This window comes from Rhodococcus sp. MS13 (assembly GCF_013277835.1).
GTDB classification, from domain to species: Bacteria; Actinomycetota; Actinomycetes; order Mycobacteriales; family Mycobacteriaceae; genus Rhodococcus_F; species Rhodococcus_F erythropolis.
Map to the genome: position 1 here is coordinate 491307 of NZ_VBTL01000004.1, position 26197 is coordinate 517503.

Below are 26197 nucleotides of genomic sequence, written 5' to 3' on the forward strand. Positions count from 1 at the left end.
GCTATGCGTCCGATAGGGCTTACCAATATGGCCTGACCTGCGATACATAGGCAACCGCTATCGTTCCGATCATCGACGCGACATTGCTCAAAGTGATCCAGAACACGTTGAATGGGTCAGCCGGCAAACACAACACCATCGATCGCTTCGAGGCCGCGCTTCGAGCACGATCGCATCCGCCCACCAGTCTCGAAGGGACGCCACGTGACCCCCATCGCGCCACAGCGTAACGACGTCCAGCCCGAAGCAACAGCAACGCCAGATTCGTCAGCAGTCCCCGTCTTCGGTACCCGCAAGCGTGCGTGGACGATGACCGGGCTCGTCGTCTTCCTCTACATCGTCAACTACGCGGACAAAGCAGTCCTCGGAATCATCGCTCAGCCCCTCGCTCGCGAGCTCGGACTGAAGTCTTCGCAAATCGGCATGGTCGGCTCGCTGTTCTTCCTGATGTTCTGCATCGGCGGATTTCTCGCCGGACCGCTCAACAAGTACCTGACCCTACGTTGGGCGCTGTTGATCCTGGCCGCAATCTGGTCCGTGGTCATGCTCCCCCTCGTTCTCGGTGCCAGCCTCGCGATGTTGATCGTCTCGCGCATGCTCCTCGGATTCGCCGAAGGCCCCAGCTCGGCGCTGATGCACACCGCCGCGTACTCGTGGCACCCGCCGGCCAAGCGCGGCCTTCCCGGTGCAATGCTCGCCGGATCCGCCTCCGTCGCGAAGATCGCCCTCGCGCCCGTACTGACCTTCATCGCCGTTCACTACGGCTGGCGCGCAGCGGTTCTCTCGCTCTCTGTCCTCGGACTCGTGTGGATGGGTTGCTGGCTGGCCGGTTGGTCCGAAGGCCCGTACACGAGCAAGGCCGTCAAGGCGACCAAGACTGCAGATACAGAAGCAACCGAGGCGACCGGGACGACAACGAAGGCAGTCACCGAGCCCAACGTTCCGTGGCGCAAGATCCTGCTCTCCCGCACCTTCGTCAGCTGCTGCTTCCTCATCGCCACCATCTACGCACTGACCACCGTCGTTCTCACCTGGTTGCCGTCGTACTTCGAGGTCGGCCTCGGATACAGTGCGATGCAAGCCGGTTCGATGTTCGCACTGCCCTCGATCGTCGGTCTCGTCCTCATGATCACCTCCGGTTCCGTCACGGACAAGTTGATCGGCCGCGGCTTCACCTCTCGCACGGTTCGCGTCATCGTCCCCTGTGTCGGCGTTCTGATCTGCGGATCGATTCTCCTGTTCCTGCCACAGATCTCCACTCCCATCGTCGCTGTCGCCATGGTCTCGATCGGCTACGGATTCTCGGCAATCACCTTCCCGCTCATCAACGCTGCGATCTCCGAACTGTGCCCGCCGCAGCAGACTGCAGGCACCATGGGATTCTTCCTCGCCATCATGTCGATCGGTGGCCTGATTGCTCCCTACGCAACGGGAGTCATCGTGGACAACGCAGCAACCCCGGCCGACGGTTACGCCCAGTCCTTCCAGGCAATCGGCATCATCGGAGTCGTCGCCGCGGTTCTGGTCCTCGTCTTCGCCAATCCCGAGCGCGATCGCAAGCTCATCCGCGGCTGAATGCTCCACGTATAGCCATTCGCTAACAAAGCTATTCACCGAAAGACATTGCCGGGTCAACCCGCTCGTGATCGACTCGAGGTACGCCCCGACCGCACAATCGCAACACCGGGCACGAACAGCAGGAGAGATACATGCGAGATGCCGTCATCGTCGACGCAGTACGTACACCGATCGGCCGTCGAGGACGCGCCCTCTCGGAGATCCATCCGGCCGAACTGTCCGCACATGTACTGCGTGCACTCGCTGAACGGACCGGACTCGACGCGGCCACGGTCGACGACGTGATCTGGGGATGCGTCAGTCAGGTCGGCGAACAGGCCGGAAGCATCGCCCGCACAGCGGCACTCGCCGCCGGCTGGCCCGACAGCGTTCCCGGCGTCACATTGACCCGGGCCTGCGGATCGAGCCAGCAGGCAGTTTCCTTTGCTGCGGCCACCGTCATCTCCGGTCAGAACGACGTGGTCGTAGCCGGAGGCGTCGAATCGATGTCGCGAGTTCCGATGGGGACCGCCAGCAAGAACGGTGAGCATTTCCCGGCTTCGGTACTCGAACGCTACGGTGTGGACAGTTTCAGCCAGGGGACCGGCGCCGAGATGATGGCCCGGAAATGGGCACTCACCCGAACGGCCCTGGACGAATATTCCCTCCGCTCACACGAACTCGCGGCCAGCGCCACCGATGCTGGAGCATTCACCGGGCAGATCACTCCGATCGCCGACTTTTCCCAGGACGAAGGCATTCGGCGAGGTGGAAGTCTGGAGTCGCTCGCGAAGTTGCCCCCGGCCTTCGACGCCGACGGTGTCATCCACGCCGGCAACTCTTCTCAGATCTCCGACGGGGCGGGCGCCACACTCGTCACGACCAGCGAGTACGCCCGGGCACGCGGTTGGAAGCCGCTCGTTCGTATTCACACCGCAGTGGTCGCAGCCGACGACCCGGTCATCATGCTCACCGGTCCGATTGCCGCCACCGCAAAGGCACTGGACCGCTCCGGATTGTCCATCGACGACATCGGTGCCTTCGAGATCAACGAGGCCTTCGCCCCCGTCCCGCTTGCCTGGCAGGCTGAAACCGGCGCAGCCATCGATCGTGTGAATCCGCTCGGCGGCGCTATCGCGGTCGGCCACCCACTCGGCGGATCAGGTGCGATCTTGATGACTCGCCTGGCACATCACATGCGCGACAACGGAATTCGATACGGTCTCCAGTCGATGTGTGAGGCCGGCGGCATGGCCAATGCGACCATTCTCGAATTGATCTGACCCGACAACGCTTTCGGGCCGACACGTCATCCAGCAGGAAAGAAGAATTGATCCATGAAACTCGAGGGACTTTCCACCGCGATCACCGGCGGCGCTTCAGGTCTCGGCCTGGCAACCGCTCGACGGCTGCTCGACGCCGGAGCGCAGGTCACGTTGATCGATCTGCCTTCGTCCGACGGTAAGCAGGTGGCGGCCGATCTCGGAGCTGCCGCGCAATTCGCCCCGGCCGACGTCACCGACAGCGAACAATTCGCCAAAGCACTCGACGCGGCGCACGAGCGCGGCGGCCTTCGCGGTGTCGTCCACTGCGCGGGTGCCGGGCGTCGCATGCGCATTCTCGACAAGGACGGAAAAGCCGGATCGGTCGAAGATTTCGAGTTCGTCGTCAAACTGAATCTTGTCGGTTCGTTCAACGCACTCCGTCTCGGCGCCGAGCGGATGGCAGAACTCGATGCCGTGGACGGTGAGCGAGGAGCCATCATCATGACGGCGTCGGTCGCAGCATTCGAAGGTCAGATCGGTCAGATCAACTACACGGCGTCCAAAGCCGGCATCGTCGGTATGACGGTCACCGCTGCCCGCGATCTCGCCAGCCGCGGAATCCGCGTCAACACCATTGCTCCCGGCATCATGGACACTCCCCTGCTGGCGCGCCTGCGCGAAGACGTGCGCACGGCCCTCGAAGCCTCGGTTCCCAACCCCTCACGGCTGGGTCGCCCGGACGAGTTCGGCCAGCTGGCCGTCTCGATGCTCGAGAACGGCTATCTCAACGGCGAAACCATCAGACTCGACGGCGCTATCCGAATGGCTCCCCGGTGACGGGCATCAGCGTGATCGCCAATCCACAACTGCGCCACAACATGCACTACCCGGACACCACCATGGCCTACTGGGCACCCAGCATGGCGGCGCTCTACGGTGATCGCCTCGCCGTCGTGGACGGCGAGCGCACATGCACGTTCCGCGAACTCGGTCAGCGCAGTGCACAATTCGCCGGCGCACTGCGGCAGGCCGGGGTCGGCGTCGGCGACGTCGTGTTGCTACATCTCGGGAACTGCGTCGAGTTCCTCCAGGCCTACTACGGCTGCCTGCAGGCCGGGACGACCGTTACATTGGTCAATCCGCTGCAGCCAGAACTTGGACTGCGCAAGCAGATCGAGGAGACGTCCGCCGTTGCTGCGGTCACTCAGAGTTCGCAGCTGCACACACTGCTCGCGGCCTCTTCCGGAACCTCCGTACGTACGATCGTGATGGTCCAGGACACCGAGGGTGCGCTCGACACACCGGAGTCGGTCGTCGCGTTCGACGCCTTCATCGCCGATCTACCCACCGAATTCACCCCTGCCTCCGTCCGAAGCGACGACATCGCACACATCGCGTTCACCGGCGGAACCACCGGAGTATCCAAAGGTGTTCGTGTTCTTCACCGCAACGTCGTCGGCAACATCACGCAGATGTGTGGGTGGAGAACCGGGCACGAGTTGGAGGCAGGTCCTGACGGTCTCGTCACGCCTCGACGCATCGACGGCCTCGACGTGCTCGGTCCGACGCCGGGAACCGGGGCGACCATCGTGGTCTCACCTCTCTTCCACGCACATTCGTTGCTCAACACGTCGTTCCTGTTGATTTCCGGTCTCACCCAGGTATTTGCCGGTCGGTTCGAACCCGGCCGGATGCTCGAGCTGATCGAAAAGCACGAGGCCACCTATCTCACCGGGTCTCCTGCCATGTGGCATGCACTGTCGGTTCATCCCGACGCTACGGTGCGCAACACCGACAGCGTGTGCGTCGTGTCTTCGGGCGCTGCCCCGATCGACAGCGTCACGCTCGCCGCACTCCGCCGGGCATTTCCCAAAGCGCTCGTCGTCGAGGGATACGGGCTGACCGAGGCCACCTGTGTGGTCACGGCAGCTCCGCTGATCAACGGCTCGGAGTACCGGCAGAGCAGCGTCGGCCTCCCGATCTTCGACACCGAAATCCAGATTCGCGATCAGCTGGACCGGAAGACCGTTCTGGGCGAGAACGAACGCGGCGAACTGTGGGTGCGTGGGCCTCAGGTCACCGACGGCTATCTCGGACACCCGGAAACCACCGCAGAACAGTTCGTCGACGACTGGTTGGACACGGGTGACATCGCGTACCTGGACTCGGACGGATACCTCTTCATCTGTGACCGGGCGAAGGACATGCTCATCTACAAGGGGTACAACGTCTATCCGCGGGAACTCGAAGAGATTCTGGTTTCGCACCCGGCGATCTCGACTGCCGCGGTTGTCGGCCGCGAAGTGGGGAGCAACGGCCAGGAGCCCGTAGCCTTCGTGGTGATGATTCCGGGCGCCGAGTTCGACGCCGAGCAGATCAAGGCGTTTGTCGCCGAGCAGGTGCTGCCGTACAAGAAGATTCGCGAGGTCGTCGAGGTAGAACTCCTTCCGACATCGGCTGCCGGTAAGGTCCTCAAGACCGACCTCCGCTCGAGACTTCTCGAATCCGTCGATCAGAAAGGCGGTTCCAGGTGACGACCTTCGCAGACCTGACGTCGCAACTGCGTGTCCCGGTTCTCGCTTCACCGATGTTCATCATCTCGACTCCTGACCTCGTCATCGCGCAGTGCACCGCTGGGATCATCGGGTCCTTCCCGGCACTGAATGCTCGTCCGCAGTCGGCACTTCGGGATTGGCTCAAACTGATCACCGTGGCTCGTGAGGAACATGATCGTGAGCACCCGGAAAATCCGTCGGCGCCATTTGCCGTCAACCTCATCGTCCACCGGTCCAACAACCGCTTGGAAGAGGATCTGGCGACCATCGCCGAGTTCGAGGTTCCGATCGTCATCACGTCCCTCGGCGCTCGCACCGACATCAACGACGCCGTCCACGCATACGGTGGAATCGTTCTTCACGACGTCATCGACAATCGCTTTGCACGCAAGGCGATCGAGAAGGGCGCCGACGGACTGATCGCGGTAGCTGCCGGGGCCGGTGGTCATGCCGGTAGGCAGTCGCCGTTTGCCCTGATTCGGGAAATTCGTGAGTGGTTCGCCGGTCCACTGCTGTTGTCAGGTGCCATCGCTCATGGTGATTCGATTCTCGCTGCGCTCGCGGCCGGAGCCGATTTGGCATACGTCGGATCAGCTTTCATCGCAACCGAAGAGGCTAACGCGGATCCTGCGTACAAGGAGATGATCGTGGGTTCAGGGGCCTCCGACATCGTCTATTCCAACCTGTTCACCGGAGTACACGGAAACTACCTGCGGGGCAGCATCGTTGCCGCCGGCTTGGATCCCGACAACCTAGCCGAATCCGATCCTTCCGCAATGAGTTTCGCGACCACCGACACCGATACCAAGGCGTGGCGTGACATCTGGGGCGCCGGACAGGGCATCGGAGCGATCGACGCCGTACTTCCGACGCATGCAGTAGTAGAGCGTCTCGCCGCCGAGTACGCTGCCGCTCGAGAACGCATCTGCCGACTCTAGTGCTGTGACCGGTGTTCGTCGGACAGGGATTCGTCGGACAGGTACTCGTGGATCAGGTTCACGAATACCTGTCCCACCGGCGACAACGTCGAGGGGTCGAAGGCGAGACCGTACGCACGCAGGAATCTCGGCTCGCAGGCCCGTTCCACGACCTGACCAGGCATCGATTTCGCCACCGAGCGCTCGACCAACGAACCGCCGAGGCCGGCGATGACCATCGGGAGCCGTGACTCCCGTTGCTCGGTCACCACCGCGAGTTCCGTTCTGGTACCGGCCTTTCGGATCGAATCTTCGATCGCGTCGCCCATCGCTGCCCCGCGAGGAACGAATACCATGGGAATGTCCGGCATTTCCGAAAGGCGTACCGGCCCCTCGGGTAGTTCGGTTCCCGCCGGGTAGACCAGGCGGTACTCCTGCTCCCCCAATTCGACGATCTCGAGCCCTTCGCCCGCTTCGAGAGGCAGATGAGCCACCGCGAATTCACAGTGGCCGTCCCTGATGAGACTTTCCAGATTGTCCTCACGCTCGAGTTCCGAAAATCTGACTCGTGCTTGCGGATACCGTCGACAGAACTCCGCAATCAGATCGACGATCGTCCCCGAGGTCAGTGCAGGGAAAGCCATGATGTCGAGGCGACCGACGATGGCGCCATCGGATGCCGTCAACTGTTCAGCCGCCGCAGCTACGTCTCGCAAAACCTGTCGACTCGGGCCGACCAGGCTGCGACCGGCCGCACTGAGCACCATGCCGCGCCCGATGCGATGGAAAAGCCGCACTCCCAGTTCACGTTCGAGCCCGCGCAACGCTTGTGACACGGTCGGCTGAGCAACGCCCAAAGCAGCTGCGGCGCCGTTGATCCCCTTGTTTTCGACGACCGCGAGGAAGTACTCCATCTGCCGGAACTCCACAGTTCACTCCTCTTCCTTGGACGGAACGGCGGAGGTGGCCATTTCCGCAGCCGTCGCGATGAATGCAGCGGCTGCCGGGGATTGCTCGCCCGAGCGATAGACGATGCCGACGTCGCGTGTCAGCGGCGGATCGAAGGAGAAGGCGCAGACGTCTGTCATCTGCTGTTGCGCAACCCTTCTCGGCACGACAGTGGCGCCAATTCCGCGGCGAACCAGTTCCCACGTCGTCACTGGGTGAACACAGTCCACGACTACGTTCTCGGCGCCTTCGCTGAGTAGACCCCGGAACTGATTCGATTGATCACCGAGATCGACCACCAGCGGCAAACTGTGCAAGAGCGTTCGCGGAACCGGATCCGCCAACGGCGTTGCAAGCCGCCCGGACAACGACGCATGGGTGGCGAGTACCAACTCCTGAGCGGCAATCGGAGCCGTGACCAAACCTTCGTACCCGATACTCAGATCGGTGACGCCGACCTCGGCCGACCCTCGCCGTAACGCATTGTCGACCCCGGCCGGGCCGTACGTGTCGAGGACGCGCACGACGATCTTCGGAAAGTTGGCCCGGAATCGACGAACCAACTCGACCATCGGATCGATGGAGAACGCCGAGTACGAGACGACGTCCACCCGGCCGAACTCGAGTTCGCGAACGGCGGTCACTTTCGCCTTCGCGCGCTCGACGTCGGCAAGGATTCTCCTGGCCGCGAGATCGAACGTGCGGCCCGCGTCGGTAAGAACCAACCGCCTACCGGTCCGGTCGAACAGCGTGGCGCCGAGTCGACGCTCGAGCGTGCGAATTGCCTGAGACAGCGAGGGCTGCGAAATGTAGAGAGCCTGAGCGGCCTTCGTTATCCCACCGTGGTCGACGACAGCGACGAAGTAGGTAACGAAATGCAGATCCACTCATCCATCATACGACCAGCGATCTGACGCTCACTCCACTCGAGTTAGCCCTGGTACGGCCCACTCTCCGGTGAAGACCGGCTCCCGCTTTTCAACGAAGGCACGAACCGCGTCGGTAGCATCCGTCGCAAAATTGACCGCTTGCGCCCTCGCCTCGTTGTCCAAGGCTTCCCGCAACGAGAGTGAGCTGTGATGTTCGAGCATGGCGGCAGACTGACTCAATGCGGCTGGCGGACCGTCAGCGAGCCGCTGCGCAAGCTTCGACGTGTGTTCGTCCAGTTCACCCGGCCCGACCAGATAGGTCACCAGCCCGAGCTCGTAGGCTTCCTGTGCGTCGATCGTCTCGGCGAGCATCACCAGTCGCTTCGCTTGCTGGAGGCCGACCAGTCTCGGCAGGATCCACGAACCCCCGAAGTCGACAGACAACCCCCGTTTGGCAAAGATCTGGCTGAACTTCGCGCCCTTGGCTGCCACGACGAAGTCGCAGAGCAACGCCATGTTCCATCCGGCTCCGACGGCAAACCCGTCGACCTTCGCCACCAGAGGCTTGGGAAACTCACCCAGTGCGATGGCCGTTGCGTTGATGACACGCATGCGATCGAGAGGGTGCGACGAGCCGCGTTTGTCCAGATCGGATCCCGCACAGAAGGTCCCGTCCGCGCCGGTCAGGATCACAGAGCGAATCTGCGAATCCTCTTGAAGTTCGAGGACTGCTTCACGTAGAGCGATCCAGGCGTCGAGATCGAGAGCGTTGCGGCGGTGCGGCCGACACAGAACAATCGTCGCGACAGCACCGTCACGTTCGATGCTTACGGCCGCGCGCTCGATCGTCTCGGCACTCATGAACCACTCCACACGGGAGAGCGCTTCTCAGCAAATGCCGTTGCACCTTCCTTGGCGTCACGTGAGGTGAAGACCGGATCGATGAATTCGCGTTGCGCGACAAAGGCATCCGGATCGGTGTACTTGGCGGACATCGCCAGTACCTGCTTGGTCGCGCGAACAGCCAGTGGACCGTTTGCCGCTACTCGGGCCGCAAGCTCGCGTGCGACGGTCAGCGCCTGTCCAGGTTCGGCGAGCCGATTGACCAAGCCGTGATGATGCGCCACGGTGGCACTGAGCGGATCCCCGGTGATCGCGATTTCCATGGCCAACTGGTACGGGAGGATCTTGGGCAGACGCAAAAGGCCACCGGCGGCCGCGGCAAGCCCACGCTTCACTTCGGGCAAGCCGAATTTCGCATCCGTGGACGCCACGATCAGATCGGCCGCCAACGCAAGTTCGCACCCGCCGGCGAGGGCCCACCCCTCGACGGCTGCGATCAGCGGCTTCGACGGCGGAGCCTCGGTCAGACCGGCAAAACCACGACCCGGCAGCGATGGCCGTTCCCCGCGCGCAAATCCCTTGAGATCCATACCGGCGCAGAAGGTTCCACCGGACCCGGTCAGAATACCGATGGTGAGGTCGGACCTGTTCTCGAACTCGTCGATGGCGGCAGCCAAGGCTTCGGCAAGTTCGAGATTGACCGCGTTCTTGGCCTCGGGACGATTGAGGGTGATGACGGCAACGCCGTCGGCGAAGTCGGTGAGCACGACGCTCATGTTCGGTTCCTACTTCCGTGATGAGATTCTTGAAAGGTCACTGCGCGCGAATGCTCCAGCGCACGGGTGTGCCGCCGGACGGTGTCACGATCTCCCGCTTGGCCAAAACAACGAGATGAGCATGGGTTTCGCGGACTGCCAAGCGAAGTAGTCGCGGCGACATCTGTTCGAACGGGCGAGACCAGGAGATCGTGCGTGAGAGTTCCCAGGCCGTGGATTCGGGCTCATCCTGAACCGCAGCCACGATCTCCGCCAATCGCTCCTCGTGGTGCCCCATCAATTGACGTGCACGATCGGCGATCCCACGGAATCGATATTCATGTGCCGGAAGCACTTCGCACTCGCCCAGTGTTGTCGTCGCCTCGAGCGAGAGAAGATAACGATGAAGCGGGTTCTCGAGTTCACCGGGAATCGTGGAGATGTTCGGGCTGATCCTCGGCAGCATGTGATCGCCGCTGAACAACAAGCCTCTGTCCTCTTCCACGAAGCAGAGATGTCCGGGAGTGTGCCCCGGTGTCCACTGAGCCCGGAGATTCCACCCGGGAAGATCGAGTGAATCACCATCTCCCAGAACAATGTCGATGGTTTCGTGCTCAGCGAACCGCACCAGGTCGACCCGAGACGCGTCGAGCACTTCGGCCGGTGCGCCGAGTTCGGACAATTGCAGGTTCCAGCCACTGATGTCGTCGCGGGTCTGCTCGGGACCGTGGTATCCGAGGAGCGTCGCGTCGGCCACGTGCATCGCAAGCGTTGCGCCGCTGACCTGCCGAAGACGCGGCGCCAGACCGAAGTGATCGGGATGCAGGTGCGTGATTGCCGCATAGCGCACTTCGGAAACGTGGTATCCGATCGATGCTATGCCGTCGACGAGAGCCTGCCACGACTGTTCGTGATCCCAACCGACGTCGATGAGGGCAAGTCCGTCGTCGAGCGCGAGTGCGTAGACGAGCACGTAACGCAAAGGGTTGTCCGGCATGGGAACAGGGATCGACCACAGTCCGTCCCGCACCTGTTCCACCGGTGGAAGGACTTTGTTCGCCCACGCCTCACGTTGTGCGACACCGACGTCTTCGGTCACGATCATGATGCTTCTCCGCTCGCGTTCAGCATGGTCCGCAGGCTCGACTTGAGCAGTTTCCCGCTCGCGTTGCGAGGCAAGGAGTCCACGAAATGGATCTGGCGAGGTTTCTTGTACGACGCCAACTTCGCTGTGCTGAACGCGATCAACTCGTCGACGCTCGGCACGTCGGCACCGTCGACCAGTTTGACCACCGCGGTGACGGATTCACCCCAGCGCTTGTCCGGAACCCCGACCACCGCGACCTCGGCAACCGAGGGGTGTTCGGCCAGAATGGATTCCACCTCGATCGGATAGACGTTCTCACCGCCGGTGATGATCATGTCCTTGAGGCGATCGGTGACGAACAGATACCCCTCGTCGTCCAGATGGCCGGCGTCGCCTGTTCGGAGAAAGCCGTCCTTAGTGAACAGTTCCGCGGTCTCTCGGTCACGTCGCCAGTACCCGCGAGTGTTGTTTCTGCTGCGTGCAACGATCTCACCGGATTTGTTGGGCGGCAATACCTCCCCAGTTGTGACGTCTCGAATGGAGATCTCGACGCCGATCATCGGTTTTCCCGCCGAGCGGAGCAACTCCGAACGCGGACCGCTCACATGATGGTCGAAGGCACGAAGGACGGATACCGAACCAGTTGTCTCGGTCATCCCGTATCGCTGGACGAATTTGCAGTTCAAGACAGTCATCGCATGAGCGAGGAGTGCCGGAGTGATCGGCGACGCCCCATAGGCGACCACCTCCAGGCTGGTCAGATCGAAACTGTCGAGAGTGGGCAGATCTACCAGCGTCTGAATGACGGCAGGCACCAGAAATGCGTGGGTGACATGGTGAGTCGCGATGGCATCAGCAACCCGAGTCGGCGCCATGTCTCCGAGCAGCACCAAAGGCACTCCGGCCGACAAGCACGTACTCATCCAGCCGGCGCCGGCGATGTGAAAGAGGGGAAGTGCGTCGAGTGCGACTGCATTCGAACCGAATTCGTAGACATCGAACCCCTCTGGCTCGTTGTATAGATTCCGGTGCGTGGCCACGACGCCCTTGGGCCGGCCGGTTGTCCCGGACGTGTACAGCTGCAGAACTGCTGCGTCCGGATCGTGCCCCTGTCCGGGGTCGACGCCGTTCCCGGAGGCCACGAACTCCGCCCAGGTTCGCGAATCCGGCAGGCCCCCTGCAGCTCCCACGGTTATGACCTCGATCTCCGGCAACGCTGCGGACATCGCCGCCGCCCCCGCGGCGAACTCGTCATCGACGATCAAGACGTCGAGCTCCGCGTCCTCGGCGATGTCGACGAGTTCGAGTGGGTTGAGCCGCCAGTTCAACGGGATGAACACAGCGCCTGCCTTCGCACACGCGATGAAGGTTTCCGCACCTTCGAGCCCCATCCGCAATAGCGCACCGACGCGAGCACCGGCTGCGGTCACTTCTGCCAGCGCGCTCGCCAAGGTACTGGTCTCGCCATCCAGCTCAGCCCATGTCAAAGTTCGGTCGCCGCACGTGATCGCCGGATCGGACGGCCGTGTCGACGCCGAGTGGCGTATCCGGTTGGGTAGGTGAAGCTCGCTCACATCACGCTCCTGTGTTCCAGGTACTCACCGAGCACGAACCGCGGTCGGTGGTACTGGAACAGTCGACCATCGCTATGGCCTGCGCCACAAAGACGAGAAGGCGCACAGAGCCATAGCTGAGACCTATGTCTGCAGGTCGCAGCAAGTCGCAGGCGCCAAGGCGTCGTCATCTGCGAGAATTTGTCAGATGCAGGCACCCGGGATGGACATACGCAGCGCGCAGTATCTCGTCGCCGTCGTCGATCACGGCAGCGTCACCGCCGCCGCGGACGTCCTGCGTATCTCGCAACCGTCACTCTCGCAGGCCGTACGCAACCTCGAACGAGCACTCGGAGCCACACTCTTCGAGCGCACCACTCGCGGTCTGGCTCCCACCACAGTCGGACTGGCAATTACCGATTCTGCACGTGCGTTGCTCGCCGACGTTGCTCGGGCCGAAGCCGCGGTGGCCGCAGTAACCGCTTTGCGCGCCGGCGAACTCGCCATAGCTGTTCAGTCCGATCTTGCCATCGACCCCGTTGCAGAGGTCGCCGGACGCCTCCATCTGACGGCGCCCGGAATTCGGTTCTCCACGAACGCCGTCCCGAACGCACAGGACGTGCGCGCGCTGGTCAGAGCAGGTACGTGTGAACTCGGGTTTCTCGAGACCCACCCGGGTACCGATGTCTCCGACGGGCTTCGAGAAATTGCCGTGAGTACCCAGGAAACGGTCTTGTCGATCCCCGTTCGCCTGGCCACAGACCTCCCCGATCCGGTTGCGCGCGCCGTGGTTGCGCGCCTGCCGATGGTGGTCGAGCCATCGACATTTCGGCGCGGGCATTCGATCGACGACGATCTGGAGCTCACCAACGTCGTCGTGGAAGTACCTGATCGCCTTGCCGTCCGGGAAATGGTCGGGCAAGGTGTAGGCGCCGCGCTGCTGCCCAGATCGATCGCCGAACAAGACTCCCCAGCATCTGAGGTTCGCTCGCTTCTCCCACCGATCACGGGGCAGACGATCTTGGTCTACCGCGACGGCCCGCTCTCGCCGGCCGGGTCTGCGTACATCGAGAACGTCTCCACACGTCACAAACCGTCCACGAACAGCCTGCCCAACGGCGAGAGCGTCTCCGGATCGAACTCGATGCCGTAATTCAGTGAGATCGCGGGCTCCACCGGAAATATCTCCGCGCCGGACGCGACCGATCTCTCGGCCAACGAACGCTCCATGAATGCCATGCCCAAACCCGCAAAGACGAAGGCGCCGACGGTCTCCCGCTGCGCCAACTCCGTCGACATCCGAGTCCGGGCCCCGGCGGCCTGCAGAGACGACTCGATGGCAAGCCGAGCCCGCGAGTGTTTGAGCACACCCACCACGGGGAGATCGGGCAATGCCGTCAATGACACCGGCTCTCCCGCAGCGGGTTTCACACCATTCGGCCAGACGTCAGGATGAACCCCCGACGGCACTGCCAGCCAGTATTCGTTCACCCCGATCACTTTCGTGGACAGCGCCGACATGTCGGGTGGCCAATAGCTGAAGACCACCTCACATGCGCCGTCTGCCAACACCTGCTCAGACGTTGCACCCTGCGGCAGTTCACCGACCCGAACGGTCACAGCCGGCCACCGCTCTCGAAAGTCCGCCACGATGCGTGCGATCGGACCTTCGAGACCATGTGCCGCGGAGCAGATGTCGAACCGCCCACGAGGCTCGTCGGCCGTCCCGGTCGCGACATTGAATGCGGCCGCACTGCTGCGCATCATCTGCCGCGCCGGCCCTACCAACGCCCGACCTGCCGCCGTCAGAACCAAACCGCGACCGACACGGTGAAACAGTTCGACTCCGAGTTCACGCTCGAGACCACGAATACCCTGCGACAGCGACGGCTTGGTGACCGACAGATTCTGCGCAGCCGTCGACAAGGACTCCCCACCGGCAACGGCAAGGAAGTACTCGATCTGACGTAGGTCCACGCCATCGACTTTGCCATAAGCGCAGCCGACAGTACCGCCGGCAAGCGCGGACGGTGTTCATACACGCTTCACTAGTCGGACATACAGGACACACCTTTTTCTACCCGGCGCCACCTAGCGTAATTGGTCCAGACCAATTACGGATGGGTCTGAACCACCGCGTCGAAGACAAGGAATCCTCGTGAGACGTACGACCATCGCGATAGCAGCCGTGACCGCGGCTCTCGCCGTTCCCGGCATCGCCCCCGCCGAATCCCAAGCCGAACCCAGCTGGGGCAGTTCATCCTTCGAATGGGGTAGCTCTTCGGGCGAGAACAACACGCCGCCCGCGGCGCCCGGCGTCAGCGTCCCCGGCGGACGGTACGAGCACCCTGTCGATCTGACCTTCACCGCCGAGCGCGGCGCCACCGTCCGCTACACCTTGGACGGAACGACACCCACCACCGACAGCCAAGCTGCCACACCGGGACGTCCGCTGCAGATCGCACAGGACACCAACGTCACTGTCGCCGCTTTCCGCGGCGATCACGCGAGCGCGGCCGTCTCGTTCGGCTACCTGATCAAGACCTCGGAGAAGCCGCTGGCTCAGGTCGTCGTGATGTCCGACGTCCACGTCGGCGACCACGCGAACAACGACAAGAAGTACGAAAGCTTTTTCGACACAATCGGTTCCATCTTTCCGAAACCCGACGCGATCCTCTCCAACGGCGACATGATCAACGACAACGGAGACGGCAAGGGGCCTGACCACAAGATCGTCGCAGAAATCTTCCAGGCAAACCTCGCCAGGAAGGGCATGAACGACACACAACTCCTGATCTCCAACGGCAATCACGATGCAAGTCTCGCGGCAATCAGAGCCGGATATCCGGCGGAGTGGTTCCCGGATTCCGGTGGCGGATACTACGAATCCGACGTCAGCGGTGTCCATCTCTTCACGGTCAACACCGAGACGTACAACAATGATTCAGCGCAACGTAATTGGCTGAAGTCCCGCCTGACCGAAATCACCGCGGAGTCCGGGAACCTGACCAAACCGATCCTGGTCCAGGGACACCGGCCGGCAAGCAACACAGCCATGGACGGCCAGCAGGCGTCGAACCCTCGACTGACCGAAGACTTGAGCGCCTTCCCTCAGGCAATCTTCTTCTCCGGGCACTCACATCTGAACAACAACGACGACCGGTCGATCCATCAGCGTGACTTCACGTCGGTCAACGACGGCTCGATGTCGTACATCGAAATCGATCACGGCTACCAGATGGTGACCGAGTCCGGTCTCGCGAACCGTTTCGAATCACCCACTGCCCAAGCGCTCTTCGTGGAGGTCTACCAGGACCGCACGGAAATCAACCGCATCAACATGGCGGCAGACAAGCACGACATCTACACCGGAGGCGCGTGGTCAGCCAACTGGCAGCCGCCGTACTCGAGCGCGGGCACGCTGAGCGGCTCGGGTTGGACGGTCGAACTCGACGGGTCGACCAACCAGCAGATCAAGGACAACTTCCGCTACACCTCGGGTGCACGAAACACGAATGCACCGGAATTCACCACAGCCACCCCACTCTCGGTGAGCACCGGAGCGAACGGTGAAACTGCGCTACGGATCGCGCAGGCCAAGGACGATCAGATGGTGCACCACTACGCCGTCGAGGTCACGGACACAGCCACCGGAGCGAAGGTGGTCTCGTCGAAGGTGCTCTCGGACTTCTACTTCATGCCGCGGCCGAACAGCCTCGACATTCCGATTCCCGATGCCGCAGCGGGCACCGCATACGAAGCCCGCGTCGAAGCCGTTGACGCATACGGCAACCGGTCACCGGTGACAACCCTGGCCTTCACCCGCTGACCCGACACGACAAAGCGGCACCGCGCATGTTCGCGGTGCCGCTTCTCGGCTCAGTTGTACGTGCGAAGCAGGCCCTTGCTGATGATCTGCTTCTGGATGTCGCTGGTGCCTTCACCGATCAGAAGGAACGGCGCCTCACGCATCAACCGCTCGATCTCGTATTCCTTGGAGTAGCCGTATCCACCATGGATACGGAAGCTGTCCTGCGTGACCTCCGAGCAGAATTCACTCGCCAGATACTTCGCCATACCCGCGGCGACGTCGTTGCGCTCACCCGAGTCCTTGAGCCTGGCAGCGTTGACCATCATCAGATGTGCCGCTTCGACTTTGGTGCCCATTTCGGCGATCCGGAACGCGATGGCCTGATGCTCGGCGATCGGCTTGCCGAACGTCTCGCGCTGCTTGGCGTAGGTGACAGCCAGTTCGAAAGCGCGCTGGGCGATTCCGCACGCACGCGCGGCGACGTTGACCCGGCCGACCTCGACGCCGTCCATCATGTGCCGAAATCCCAAGCCGGGAATGCCACCGAGGACCTCTTCGGCTCCGATCTCGAAGCCGTCGAAAATCATCTCCGTGGTGTCGATTCCCTTGTAGCCCATCTTCTCGAGCTTGCCCGGAATGGTCAGGCCCGGGAGTACCTCGCCGAAACCTGCGGGCTTCTCGATCAATATCGTCGTCAGATTGTTGTGCGGCTTCTCCGCGCCCTCGTCCGACTTGACGAGGACTGCCACCAACGTCGACGAACCACCGTTGGTCAGCCACATCTTCTGGCCGGTGATCACGTAATCGCCTGACTCCGTACGCTTCGCCTTGGTCGATATGGCAGCAACATCGGAACCCAGGGCCGGTTCCGACATGGAAAATGCGCCGGTGAGTTCCCCGGACGCCAGACGTGGCAGGTACTTCGCCTTCTGTTCCGGCGTCCCGTGCGCGGAGATCATGTGAGCCACGATGAAATGCGTGTTGATGACGCCGGACACGCTCATCCATCCACGGGCCAACTCTTCGACGCACAGCGCGTAGGTGAGCAATGATTCGCCGATACCCCCGTACTCGGGGTCGATGGTCAGTCCGAACAGACCCATGTCCTTCATCTGCTTGACGATGTCGGTCGGGTACGTATCGGAGTGTTCGAGCTCCTGCGCCGCGGGGATGACCACACGATCGACGAACTCGCGTACCGCCCCGACGATGTCGCTCTGGGTCTCGGTCAATCCCGCCGTCTGCGCCAAACGAGTCACTGTTCCACCTGTCTGTCGGTACTTCGTGCTCTCCTGTCGACGAAACTGATTCGACTCCAGGAACTTTCACCCCACCGCGACATGTGTGCGGCAGAGACGCTGCATCCATTCAATCCCCGAACGGTATATGTGTCAAAGTCGATTTCGCATACGAACCGTATGGCGGAAACTATGTCCGAACAGGTCGTTCCTGCTGTTGACAACCGCGCCACGCGTGCTGGATATTCGAGTGGCCAGGTCGCGATGGGGCCCTTCGATCGGCCCGTTCACGCGACGCATTCCCCACCTCTCCTCGAGACAGGCGCATTCCATGCACGACGCAGTCATCTGTGAACCCGTTCGCACCCCGGTGGGCGGATTCGGCGGAGTCTTCAAGGACGTTCCCGTCACCACTCTCGCCAGCACTGTTGTGCGTGGCCTCGTCGAACGAACCGGCATTGCGTCCACCGATGTCGACGACGTCATCTTCGGTCAGGGTTACGCCAACGGAGAGGCCGCGGCCATCGGACGAATCGCGGCACTCGACGCCGGTCTGGACGTGTCCGTTCCCGGAATACAACTCGATCGCCGTTGCGGTTCGGGATTGCAGGCGATCATCTACGCCGCGATGCAGGTACAGACCGGGATGAGTGATCTGGTCATCGCCGGCGGCGCCGAGAGTATGAGCGGAACCGAGTTCTACTCCACCGATATGCGTTGGGGCACAAAGCGCCCTTCAGTCGAGTTCCACGACCGATTGGCCAAACCGCGCACGAACTCCGGCGGAGTCAACTTTCCGGTTGAAGGCGGCATGATCGAGACCGCCGAGAACTTGCGCCGGGAGTACTCGATCACCCGCGACGAGCAGGACCGATACGCGGTGCGATCGCACGAACGGGCCGTTCATGCCCAGGACAGTGGGCATTTCGACGACGAGACCATTCCCGTTTCGGTGCGCGGGCGCCGTGGTGAGCAGACAGTCGTCACTCGCGACGAGCATCCACGCCGAGGGATTCAGCTGTCCGATCTTGCTGCACTGCGCCCCATTCGAGGTCGAGTCGACCCCGAAGCCACAGTCACCGCCGGAAACGCCTGCGGCCAGAACGACGCCGGAGCCGCGGCCATCGTCACCACTGCGGCCAACGCCGAACGCCTTGGCCTGCGACCGTTCGCGAAACTGGTCAGCTGGGGTGTGGCGGGTGTGGAGCCGAACCGGATGGGCATCGGACCGGTGCCTGCCGTGGCGAAAGCTCTCTCCCGTGTCGATCTGTCGCTCGACGACATCGACCTCATCGAAGTCAACGAGGCATTCGCCGCACAGGTTCTCGCGTGCGCCAAGGCCTGGGGATTGAGCGCGCAGGACATCGAGGAGCGCTTCAACGTCAACGGTTCCGGGATCTCGCTCGGACATCCTGTCGGTGCCACCGGTGGGCGGATCCTCGCCAATCTGCTGCGCGAACTCGACCGGCGCCAGGGACGGTACGGGATCGAGACCATGTGTATCGGTGGCGGACAAGGGATTGCAGCGGTGTTCGAGAACCTGCGACGCTAGAAGCGTCAACCGATCGATCCGTCGCGGCGAAGGTCCGCGATCTGGTCTCCCGTACGCCCCAACTCGGCCAGCAGAGAATCCGTCTGCTGGCCGAGTGCCGGAACGTCACCCATGCGCATTTCGACGTCCGAGTACGTCATCGGAGGCAGCACCGCATCGATCGGCCCGTTTTCGGTGCCCACGGACCTCCACCTGGCACGCTTCTCCAACTGCGGATGTTCCAGTAGACCTGCCATGTCGTTGAGTGCAGCGGCCGGGACACCGGCGGCGGCAAGGCGTTGATCCAGATCTGCCGTCGAATACAGACGAGTCAGGGAACCCACCAATTCGTCTACCTCGACGCGATTTTCGACGCGCACGATGTTGGTGGAAAAGCGCGGATGGTCGACCAGATCCTCTCGCTCGAACACGTCCACCATCAGTGCACGCCATCCACGATCGTTCTGGACGCCGATCAGGATCTCGCCGTCGGCCGTGGGATACGAATCGTAGGGAACGATCGCCGCATGGCCGAGACCGACCCGCGGAATCTGCTTGTCTGCATACATTTTCATGTACATCGGATGCCCGAGCCATTCGACGGTGGAATCGAACATCGAGACCTCGACGAGCGCTCCCTTACCCGTTCGCTCTCTACGGAACAGGGCGCTCAGAATCGAAGTCAGCGCGTACATTCCTGCCGCGATGTCGGAGACCGGGATGCCGGTCTTGGTGGCCGTCTCCGGTGTGCCTGTCACGGAGATCATTCCGGTCTCGGCTTGGACCAACATGTCGTAGGCCTTGCGCTCACGCCGTGGGCCGGCACTGCCGTATCCGGACATTTCGATCACGATGAGCTGTGGGAATTTCTCGCGCAGTTCCTCCGCGCCGAACCCCAGTCGCGCAGCTGCGTCGGGAGCCAGATTCTGTAGGAACACATCGGCTCGCGCGACAAGATCGAGAACGATTTGCCGGCCGGATTCCGACTTCACGTCGACAGCGATCGATTCCTTGGAACGGTTGAGCCACACGAAGTGTGACGCCTGACCATGAACCGCCCGGTCGTAGTGACGCGCAAAATCGCCCTCGCCGACGCGTTCTATCTTGATCACCCGCGCACCCATGTCCGCGAGATGCCTGGTGGCGAGCGGTGCCGCCACCGCCTGTTCGAGTGCAACCACGGTGATTCCGTCGAGCGGAAGATCCGAGTTCGGCTGTCCCATGTCAGTAGTCACCCCAGAAGTTTTACACCCAGAAGTTTTACACTCTGAATTCTTGCACTCGAACAGGACGGATCAGATGTGGCGGCCGCCGGTGATCTCGAGAACCGTGCCCGTCATGTAGCTCGAGAGGTCGCTCGCGAGGAACAGTACAACCGAAGCAACCTCCGAGGGCTCGGCCGCGCGCCCCATCGGGATCTCGGCAAGCTTCTCGTTCCAGATCCGTTCGGGCATCGCCTCGGTCATCGCCGTGCGGACAAGTCCGGGCTGAACGGCGTTGACGCGAACGTTCTTGAACGCGACCTCCTTTGCCGCGGCTTTCGTCAGACCGACGATGCCGGCCTTGGCGGCCGAGTAGTTGGTCTGCCCGAGCATGCCCACCTTGCCGGAGATCGACGAGATGTTCACGATTGCGCCCGCCTCACGCTCGCGCATGCGGGCGGCGGCAGCGCGTGTTCCGTTCCAGGCGCCCTTGAGGTGAACGGCGATCACGTCGTCGAAGTCCTGCTCGGTCATCTTCCGCATCGTGGCGTCGCGCGTCATGCCGGCGTTGTTGACCATGACATCGACTGGACCGAAAGCACTTTCGGCCAGATCGAGCATGGCCTCGACCTGTCCGGAATCACGCACGTCGCAGGAAGCGAAACGGGCGACCGACTCTCCACCGAGTTCGGCGACCGCAGCCGTTCCGACGGTTTCGTTGATGTCGCCGAGAACGACGTTCGCACCTTCCTTGATGAAGGTGCGCGCAATTTCGAGCCCGATGCCCTGCGCTCCGCCGGTCACTACCGCAACCTTGCCGTCCAACAATCCCATGTCCACTCCGTTCGTGAGGTTAAAGCTCGTCAGGTAAAGGTGTCAGCGCTGGTTTTGCTTTTTCGCTTGCGCCACGAGCCCACCGCCGAGAATCAGTCGCTGGATCTCGCTGGTTCCCTCGTACAGGCGCAACAGGCGAACTTCACGGTAGATGCGTTCGACCGGCACACCGCGCATGTACCCGTTGCCACCGTGGATCTGCACGGCGAGATCCGCGACCTTGCCCACCATCTCGGTGCAGAAAAGCTTTGCCGCCGAGGGGCCGAGACGTCGATCCTCACCGCTGACGTACCGCGCAGCCACCTCACGCACCATCGCACGCCCGGCCATGACACCGGCCTGCTGGTCAGCCAGCATCGCTTGAACCAGTTGGAAGTCACCGATAGCGGTGCCGCCCTGTTCCGTGACCACGGAGAACGCGACAGATTCGTCGAGCGCTCGCTGTGCTGCTCCCACCGAGAGCGCCGCGATATGGACTCGTCCGCGCGCGAGAGACGTCATCGCTGCGCGGTATCCGGTGTCCTGGTCGCCACCGACGAGGGCCGACTCGGGAACCCGGACGTTGTCGAAGGTGACCTCGGAGGTCCAGGCACCTTCCTGACCCATCTTCTTGTCCTTGGGACCAACTGTGACTCCTGGCGTGTCAGCCGGAACCAGGAAGACTGCAATTCCCGGACCATCGGAATCCGCCGGGCGAGTGCGCGCGAACACCACGAACAGCTGTGCCAGTGGAGCATTGGTGATGAACCGCTTGTTGCCGTCGATCACCCATTCGGATCCGTCCAGAACGGCCTTGGTCCGAAGGCCGGCCGGGTTTGAGCCCGCGCCGGGTTCGGTGAGAGCAAAGGAAGCCACGACGTCGCCGGAGGCGATGCGCTCGAGCCACTGAGCCTTCTGCTCGTCGGTACCGAAGCCGACCAGCACCTGCCCGGCAATTCCGTTGTTGGTACCGAACATCGAACGCAGCGCCAGGGACGTGTAGCCGAATTCCATTGCCAGTTCGACGTCTTGGGTGAGGTCGAGTCCGAGCCCACCCCATTCCTGAGGAATCGCGTAGCCGAACAGCCCGATGGCTGCGGCCTTCTTGCGTATGTCCTCAGGAATGGCGTCGGTGTCGGCAATCTCCTGCTCACGCGGAACTACTTCCTTACGGATGAACTCCCGCGCAGTCGCCAAGATATCTGCGAAGTCATCTGCATCGACCTGCATTCCCACCACTCACCTTGCTGTTTCCGAAGTCCATGCCGTCCTCCGAAGTCAATACCGTGAGGCAATCGGAGTCAAAGACCTGAAAACGAACCGAAGGTAAGGCAGAACCTATAGCAGGTGTCAGACGGTGCGCAGTTCCCGCTTGAGCAGCTTTCCGCTCTGATTTCGCGGGAGTTCGGCCACGAAACGCACGTGCTTGGGGACCTTGAACGGGGCAATTCGCTCCTTGACGTGGGCAATCAACGCCTCAGGCGTCAACTCGTCGTTGCCGTCCTTGAGCACGACAATCGCGGTGACGGCCTCGATCCACTTCTCGTCGGGCGTACCGATCACGGCAACTTCTGCCACAGCCGGGTGTGTGTAGACCGCATCTTCGACCTCGCGCGACGCCACCAGGATGCCGCCGGTGTTGATGACGTCCTTGATTCGGTCGACGACCGTGATGAACCCTTCTTCGTCCCGCACGACAAGATCGCCCGAATGGAACCAGCCGTCGCGGAAGGCGTCGGCGGTGGCTTCCGGATTTTCCCAGTAGCCGTTGCACAGCTGCGGTGAGCGGTAGAGAACCTCACCGGACTCACCGTCGGTAACGTCGTTTCCGTCGGCGTCGACGACGCGGGTTTCGACGAAGAACACCGCTCGCCCGCAAGAAGACGGACGATCAGCATGCTCGCCGGGCTGGAGAACTGTTGCCAGCGGACCGATTTCGGACTGGCCGAAGCAGTTGTAGAAGCCGATGTCCGGGTAACGCACACGCAGACGATTGAGCACCGTGACCGGCATGATCGAGGCGCCGTACTGCGCCTTCTTGAGCGAAGACAGATCGCGGGTCTCGAGGTCCGGATGGTTGGCCAACGGTACCCACACGGTCGGGGCCAGGAACAGCGATCCGATCTTTTCTGCTTCGACGCGGCGCAGGATCTCCGGGATGTCCGGCGCCTGCATCAGACTGACCGTCGCACCGACGGACAGGTACGGCAGCATGAAGACGTGCATGCCCGCGGAGTGGTACATCGGCATGCAGATCAGCGGGTTGTCGTTCTTGTCGAGCCCGAGCGCGATCACCGAGGACACATATTCGTGAACCAGCGCGCCGTGAGACATCATGGCGCCCTTGGGCTTCGAGGTGGTGCCCGAGGTGTACAGCAGTTGCGCCAGATCCGTCGACGTCGCACGCGGTTCGAAAACAGGCACCTCGCCGGCCTCGCCGATCGTGACCACCGACAGTTCCGCGTCCCGCAGTGCGATCACGTGGTCGAGATCGAGGTCGGAGCGAACCGAGTCGAGCGTCGACGCCAATGCCGGATCCACCAACACCGCGCGGGCGCCTGACTGCGCCACGAGGTACCGGAGTTCCTCCCCCTTCAGTGCGTAATTGACCGGAACATGCACCAAACCTGCTCGCGCACAGGCAAGGAATCCGATTGCATAGGCGTCGGAGTTGGTTCCGTATGCCGCGACGCGGTCGCCGTGTTCGAGGCCCAGACCGAGCAAGTGGGCCGCGACCCGCGTCACCGCGTCGTCGAGTTCGCGGTAGGTGCGAGTGCGATCTTCGAAGACGACGGCTACGCGGTCGGGGTACTTGGCTGCCGAGCGCCGAAGCACTCCGTCGACGGTGTTGGTGCGTGGATCCAGGCTCATTCGCTCAGGTTATAGGACGTCCAACTAATCCGGAAGAGCGATCGTTACTTATTGCGCCATTCAGGCTTTCGCTTGTCCACAAAAGCTTGCATACCTTCTTGAGCGTCGCAGGTCACGGCATTGGTTGCCATCGTTTCCGCCATCGCCTCGTACGCCTGGGCTTGCGGCAGATCGATCTGGTGATAAAACGCTTGCTTACCGATCTTCACCGTCAGGGGGCTGGCCGTCGTGATCTTGGCGGCCAGTTCGCGCACCTCTCGGTCCAGGTCTTCGGGCGCGACGACGAAGTTCACCAGACCCCAGTCCGCAGCGGTGTCGGCGTCGATCGTCTGCCCGGTGAGCAACATCTGCATCGAGCGCTTGCGCCCTACTGCCCTGCTCAGGGCCACCATGGGCGTCGAGCAGAACAGTCCGATCTTGACGCCGGGAGTACCGAAGACAGCGTTCGACGCAGCAACAACCAGATCACACGACGCGGCCAGTTGGCAGCCCGCCGCGATAGCCGGGCCCTGTACTGCGGCAATCACCGGCTGCGGAATCCGCTGTACGGTCTCCATCATCTCGGTACAGCCGTCGAAGATCGCCCGCTCGTCTTCGAGGGTTCTCCCGATCATCTCCGTCAGATCGTGGCCGGCGGAGAACACCGGGCCTTCGGCGCGCACGATCACGACCCGCACGCGCTCGTCTGCAGACAATTCGAGAAGGGCAGCCGTCACCTCGCGCATGGTCTCCGCCGAGAGCGGATTGCGCCGCGCCGGCCGATCGAGCGTCAGGAATCCGAGTCCCACCGACTCCTCGACGGAAATCTTCACTGCAGTGTCTTCTACCTGTGTCTGCGACATGTGTTCTCTCTACCAATCGAATCCGTCCCGGTCAACGAGACGAAAGGGGCATCTGTTCGCGCCGCGTCGATACGGTCCGGTCAATACTTCGCCACTACGAGGAGTGCCCATGAGCACCGATGCCGCCGTCACCACCGATCTCGAAGAGATTCTGCGGGCCCAGCAGGAAGCAACTCGCGCCGCTGGTCTTCCGTCCGCGCAGACACGACGCGAGCGCATCCAACGCGTCGTCGATCTTCTGGTGGCAAACCACAAGGATCTGACCGAAGCGATCAACGAAGACTTCGGCGGCCGAATCCCGGCCTACTCGGTGATGAATGATGTTCTGGGATCCATGGTTTCACTCAAGCACGTTCGTGATTCGCTCGAAGAGTGGATGATTCGCTCACCGAGAGCCACCGGGGCGATGCAGGATCAGCTGGGTGCCACGGCGTACGTGTCGTACCAGCCGAAGGGTTCGATCGGCATCATCGGAACCTGGAATGCTCCCCTTTTCACTCTCCTGAGCCCGCTCGCCTGCGCCCTCGGAGCGGGAAATCGCGCCGTTCTCAAACCGTCGGAGATCGTGCCGAACACTGCGGCGGTCCTGGCCGAGGCGGCGCGTCGAACGCTCGACCCCGTGGAGGTCGCGGTGGTGACAGGTGGACCGGAGGTCGCTGATCTGCTTACATCGCTGCCTTTCGACCACCTCGTCTTCACCGGCAGCACAACCGTCGGAAAGCTGGTCATGGCCAATGCTGCGAAGAACCTGGTGCCGGTCACCCTCGAACTCGGCGGCAAGTCACCGAGCGTCTTGAGCCGCAGTGCCGATATCAGCTCTGCTGCATCACGTTTGGCCATCGCGAAGTCGACCAATGCCGGCCAACTCTGCGTCTCTCCCGACCTGATCTACGTCCCGCGCGAGAACACAGAAGCGTTCATCGACGCGTTCACCGATCAGTTCACCGGACTGTTCCCCACGATCGCCGACAACAAAGACATGGTCTCGATAGTCAGCGATCGTCACCTCGCACGCATCGAGGGGTACATCGCGGACGCGGAAGAACGTGGGGCACGAATCATCACCGTTCCCGACGAAGAACTCTCCGCAGACACTCGTCGCCGCCCACTGCGAATCGTGGTCGACCCTCCGACCGACGCGCAGATCATGAAGGAGGAGATCTTCGGACCGGCCGTCGTGATCCTGCCGTACGACCAACTCGACAGCGTCGTCGCCGACATCAACTCACGGCCGAAACCGTTGGCGCTGTATTACTTCGGAACCGACCTGGACGAGAAGGAATCCGTACTCGAACGCACCGTCTCGGGCGGCGTCACCATCAACGACGCGATGGCACACCCGGGCCTGAGCGACGCACCCTTCGGCGGCGTCGGAGCTTCGGGTATCGGGCACTACCACGGCCGCGAGGGTTTCCTCGAGTTCAGTCACGCCCGAACGGTATTCGAAGCAGCGCAGCATGACCCGCGCGGTGAATGGGGAATGCTCCCGCCGTACGGTGAGGGTTTCGAGCAGATGATGTTGGCTCAGGTCACGCCCTGA

Annotated in this window: 22 protein-coding genes; 9 read left to right on the forward strand and 13 right to left on the reverse strand. The window is 62.3% G+C overall.

Going from position 1 to position 26197, the window contains the following annotated elements:
• The first annotated feature begins 111 nt into the window (after positions 1-111).
• The 5 genes from FEZ59_RS10720 (at position 112) to FEZ59_RS10740 (ending at position 6315) form a co-directional block, all read left to right on the forward strand.
• Positions 112-1575: an MFS transporter gene (locus FEZ59_RS10720; RefSeq protein ID WP_172932621.1), complete on the forward strand. Its 1464-nt coding sequence runs from the start codon at positions 112-114 to the stop codon at positions 1573-1575.
• A gap of 134 nt (positions 1576-1709) precedes the next feature.
• On the forward strand, positions 1710-2840 hold the full coding sequence (locus FEZ59_RS10725) for a thiolase family protein (RefSeq protein WP_029256317.1): 1131 nt from the start codon (positions 1710-1712) through the stop codon (positions 2838-2840).
• A gap of 54 nt (positions 2841-2894) precedes the next feature.
• Complete coding sequence (locus tag FEZ59_RS10730) at positions 2895-3659, forward strand: SDR family NAD(P)-dependent oxidoreductase (protein WP_172932622.1); 765 nt, start codon at positions 2895-2897, stop codon at positions 3657-3659.
• A 41-nt stretch (positions 3660-3700) separates the two neighbouring features.
• Positions 3701-5356, forward strand: a complete 1656-nt coding sequence (locus FEZ59_RS10735; protein ID WP_172932745.1) for an AMP-binding protein — start codon at positions 3701-3703, stop codon at positions 5354-5356.
• Positions 5353-6315 carry a nitronate monooxygenase family protein gene (locus FEZ59_RS10740; protein ID WP_019745404.1) on the forward strand — a complete coding sequence of 321 codons (963 nt, stop codon included), beginning with the start codon at positions 5353-5355 and terminating at the stop codon, positions 6313-6315. Before FEZ59_RS10735 ends, FEZ59_RS10740 begins: the two co-directional genes overlap by 4 nt.
• Here FEZ59_RS10740 and FEZ59_RS10745 read toward each other — a convergent pair.
• The 6 genes from FEZ59_RS10745 to FEZ59_RS10770 are packed head-to-tail and all read right to left on the reverse strand — an operon-like array spanning position 6312 to position 12370.
• Complete coding sequence (locus tag FEZ59_RS10745; protein ID WP_021331933.1) at positions 6312-7223, reverse strand: LysR family transcriptional regulator; 912 nt, start codon at positions 7221-7223, stop codon at positions 6312-6314. The two genes, FEZ59_RS10740 and FEZ59_RS10745, sit on opposite strands and share 4 nt — an antisense overlap.
• A 3-nt stretch (positions 7224-7226) precedes the next feature.
• The gene (locus tag FEZ59_RS10750) at positions 7227-8129 is read right to left on the reverse strand and encodes a LysR family transcriptional regulator (protein WP_019745405.1); all 903 of its coding nucleotides are present in this window, start codon (positions 8127-8129) and stop codon (positions 7227-7229) included.
• A 30-nt stretch (positions 8130-8159) separates the two neighbouring features.
• Positions 8160-8972, reverse strand: coding sequence for an enoyl-CoA hydratase-related protein (locus tag FEZ59_RS10755; RefSeq protein WP_172932623.1), 813 nt, complete (start codon positions 8970-8972; stop codon positions 8160-8162).
• A complete protein-coding gene (locus FEZ59_RS10760) occupies positions 8969-9730 on the reverse strand; it encodes a crotonase/enoyl-CoA hydratase family protein (protein ID WP_042952989.1) in 762 nt (253 codons plus the stop codon). The genes FEZ59_RS10755 and FEZ59_RS10760 overlap by 4 nt, the downstream gene beginning before the upstream one ends.
• A 37-nt stretch (positions 9731-9767) precedes the next feature.
• Positions 9768-10814: an MBL fold metallo-hydrolase gene (locus tag FEZ59_RS10765; protein WP_003940131.1), complete on the reverse strand. Its 1047-nt coding sequence runs from the start codon at positions 10812-10814 to the stop codon at positions 9768-9770.
• Positions 10811-12370, reverse strand: coding sequence for a long-chain-fatty-acid--CoA ligase (locus FEZ59_RS10770; protein WP_172932624.1), 1560 nt, complete (start codon positions 12368-12370; stop codon positions 10811-10813). The genes FEZ59_RS10765 and FEZ59_RS10770 overlap by 4 nt, the downstream gene beginning before the upstream one ends.
• A gap of 187 nt (positions 12371-12557) precedes the next feature.
• On the opposite strand from FEZ59_RS10770, the gene FEZ59_RS10775 reads away from it, so the two are divergent.
• Positions 12558-13502, forward strand: coding sequence for a LysR family transcriptional regulator (locus FEZ59_RS10775; protein WP_172932625.1), 945 nt, complete (start codon positions 12558-12560; stop codon positions 13500-13502).
• On the opposite strand, the gene FEZ59_RS10780 is transcribed toward FEZ59_RS10775, so the two are convergent.
• Positions 13436-14326 (reverse strand): LysR family transcriptional regulator, encoded by an 891-nt coding sequence (locus FEZ59_RS10780; protein ID WP_172932626.1) that lies wholly within the window; start codon positions 14324-14326, stop codon positions 13436-13438. The genes FEZ59_RS10775 and FEZ59_RS10780 overlap by 67 nt on opposite strands.
• A 181-nt stretch (positions 14327-14507) precedes the next feature.
• Here FEZ59_RS10780 and FEZ59_RS10785 point away from each other — a divergent pair, with 181 nt between their 5' ends.
• Complete coding sequence (locus FEZ59_RS10785) at positions 14508-16178, forward strand: chitobiase/beta-hexosaminidase C-terminal domain-containing protein (RefSeq protein ID WP_092764250.1); 1671 nt, start codon at positions 14508-14510, stop codon at positions 16176-16178.
• A 50-nt stretch (positions 16179-16228) separates the two neighbouring features.
• Here FEZ59_RS10785 and FEZ59_RS10790 read toward each other — a convergent pair whose 3' ends face one another.
• Positions 16229-17419: an acyl-CoA dehydrogenase family protein gene (locus FEZ59_RS10790; RefSeq protein ID WP_069145558.1), complete on the reverse strand. Its 1191-nt coding sequence runs from the start codon at positions 17417-17419 to the stop codon at positions 16229-16231.
• Between the two features lie 310 nt (positions 17420-17729).
• On the opposite strand from FEZ59_RS10790, the gene FEZ59_RS10795 reads away from it, so the two are divergent.
• Positions 17730-18950: an acetyl-CoA C-acetyltransferase gene (locus tag FEZ59_RS10795; protein WP_151532262.1), complete on the forward strand. Its 1221-nt coding sequence runs from the start codon at positions 17730-17732 to the stop codon at positions 18948-18950.
• Positions 18951-18955: 5 nt separating this feature from the next.
• On the opposite strand, the gene FEZ59_RS10800 is transcribed toward FEZ59_RS10795, so the two are convergent.
• The 5 genes from FEZ59_RS10800 to FEZ59_RS10820 all read right to left on the reverse strand — a co-directional run bounded on the left by FEZ59_RS10800 (position 18956) and on the right by FEZ59_RS10820 (position 24657).
• A complete protein-coding gene (locus FEZ59_RS10800; RefSeq protein WP_021345615.1) occupies positions 18956-20152 on the reverse strand; it encodes a CaiB/BaiF CoA-transferase family protein in 1197 nt (398 codons plus the stop codon).
• A gap of 72 nt (positions 20153-20224) precedes the next feature.
• Positions 20225-20965 (reverse strand): 3-oxoacyl-ACP reductase FabG, encoded by a 741-nt coding sequence (fabG, locus tag FEZ59_RS10805; RefSeq protein WP_172932627.1) that lies wholly within the window; start codon positions 20963-20965, stop codon positions 20225-20227.
• 42 nt (positions 20966-21007) lie between these two features.
• Entirely contained in the window at positions 21008-22174 is a 1167-nt protein-coding gene (locus tag FEZ59_RS10810) for an acyl-CoA dehydrogenase family protein (protein WP_019745415.1), read from the reverse strand.
• 120 nt (positions 22175-22294) lie between these two features.
• Positions 22295-23815, reverse strand: a complete 1521-nt coding sequence (locus FEZ59_RS10815; protein ID WP_172932628.1) for an acyl-CoA synthetase — start codon at positions 23813-23815, stop codon at positions 22295-22297.
• A gap of 44 nt (positions 23816-23859) precedes the next feature.
• Positions 23860-24657, reverse strand: a complete 798-nt coding sequence (locus FEZ59_RS10820; protein WP_172932629.1) for an enoyl-CoA hydratase — start codon at positions 24655-24657, stop codon at positions 23860-23862.
• A 109-nt stretch (positions 24658-24766) separates the two neighbouring features.
• On the opposite strand from FEZ59_RS10820, the gene FEZ59_RS10825 reads away from it, so the two are divergent.
• Positions 24767-26197, forward strand: coding sequence for a coniferyl aldehyde dehydrogenase (locus FEZ59_RS10825; RefSeq protein WP_031333810.1), 1431 nt, complete (start codon positions 24767-24769; stop codon positions 26195-26197).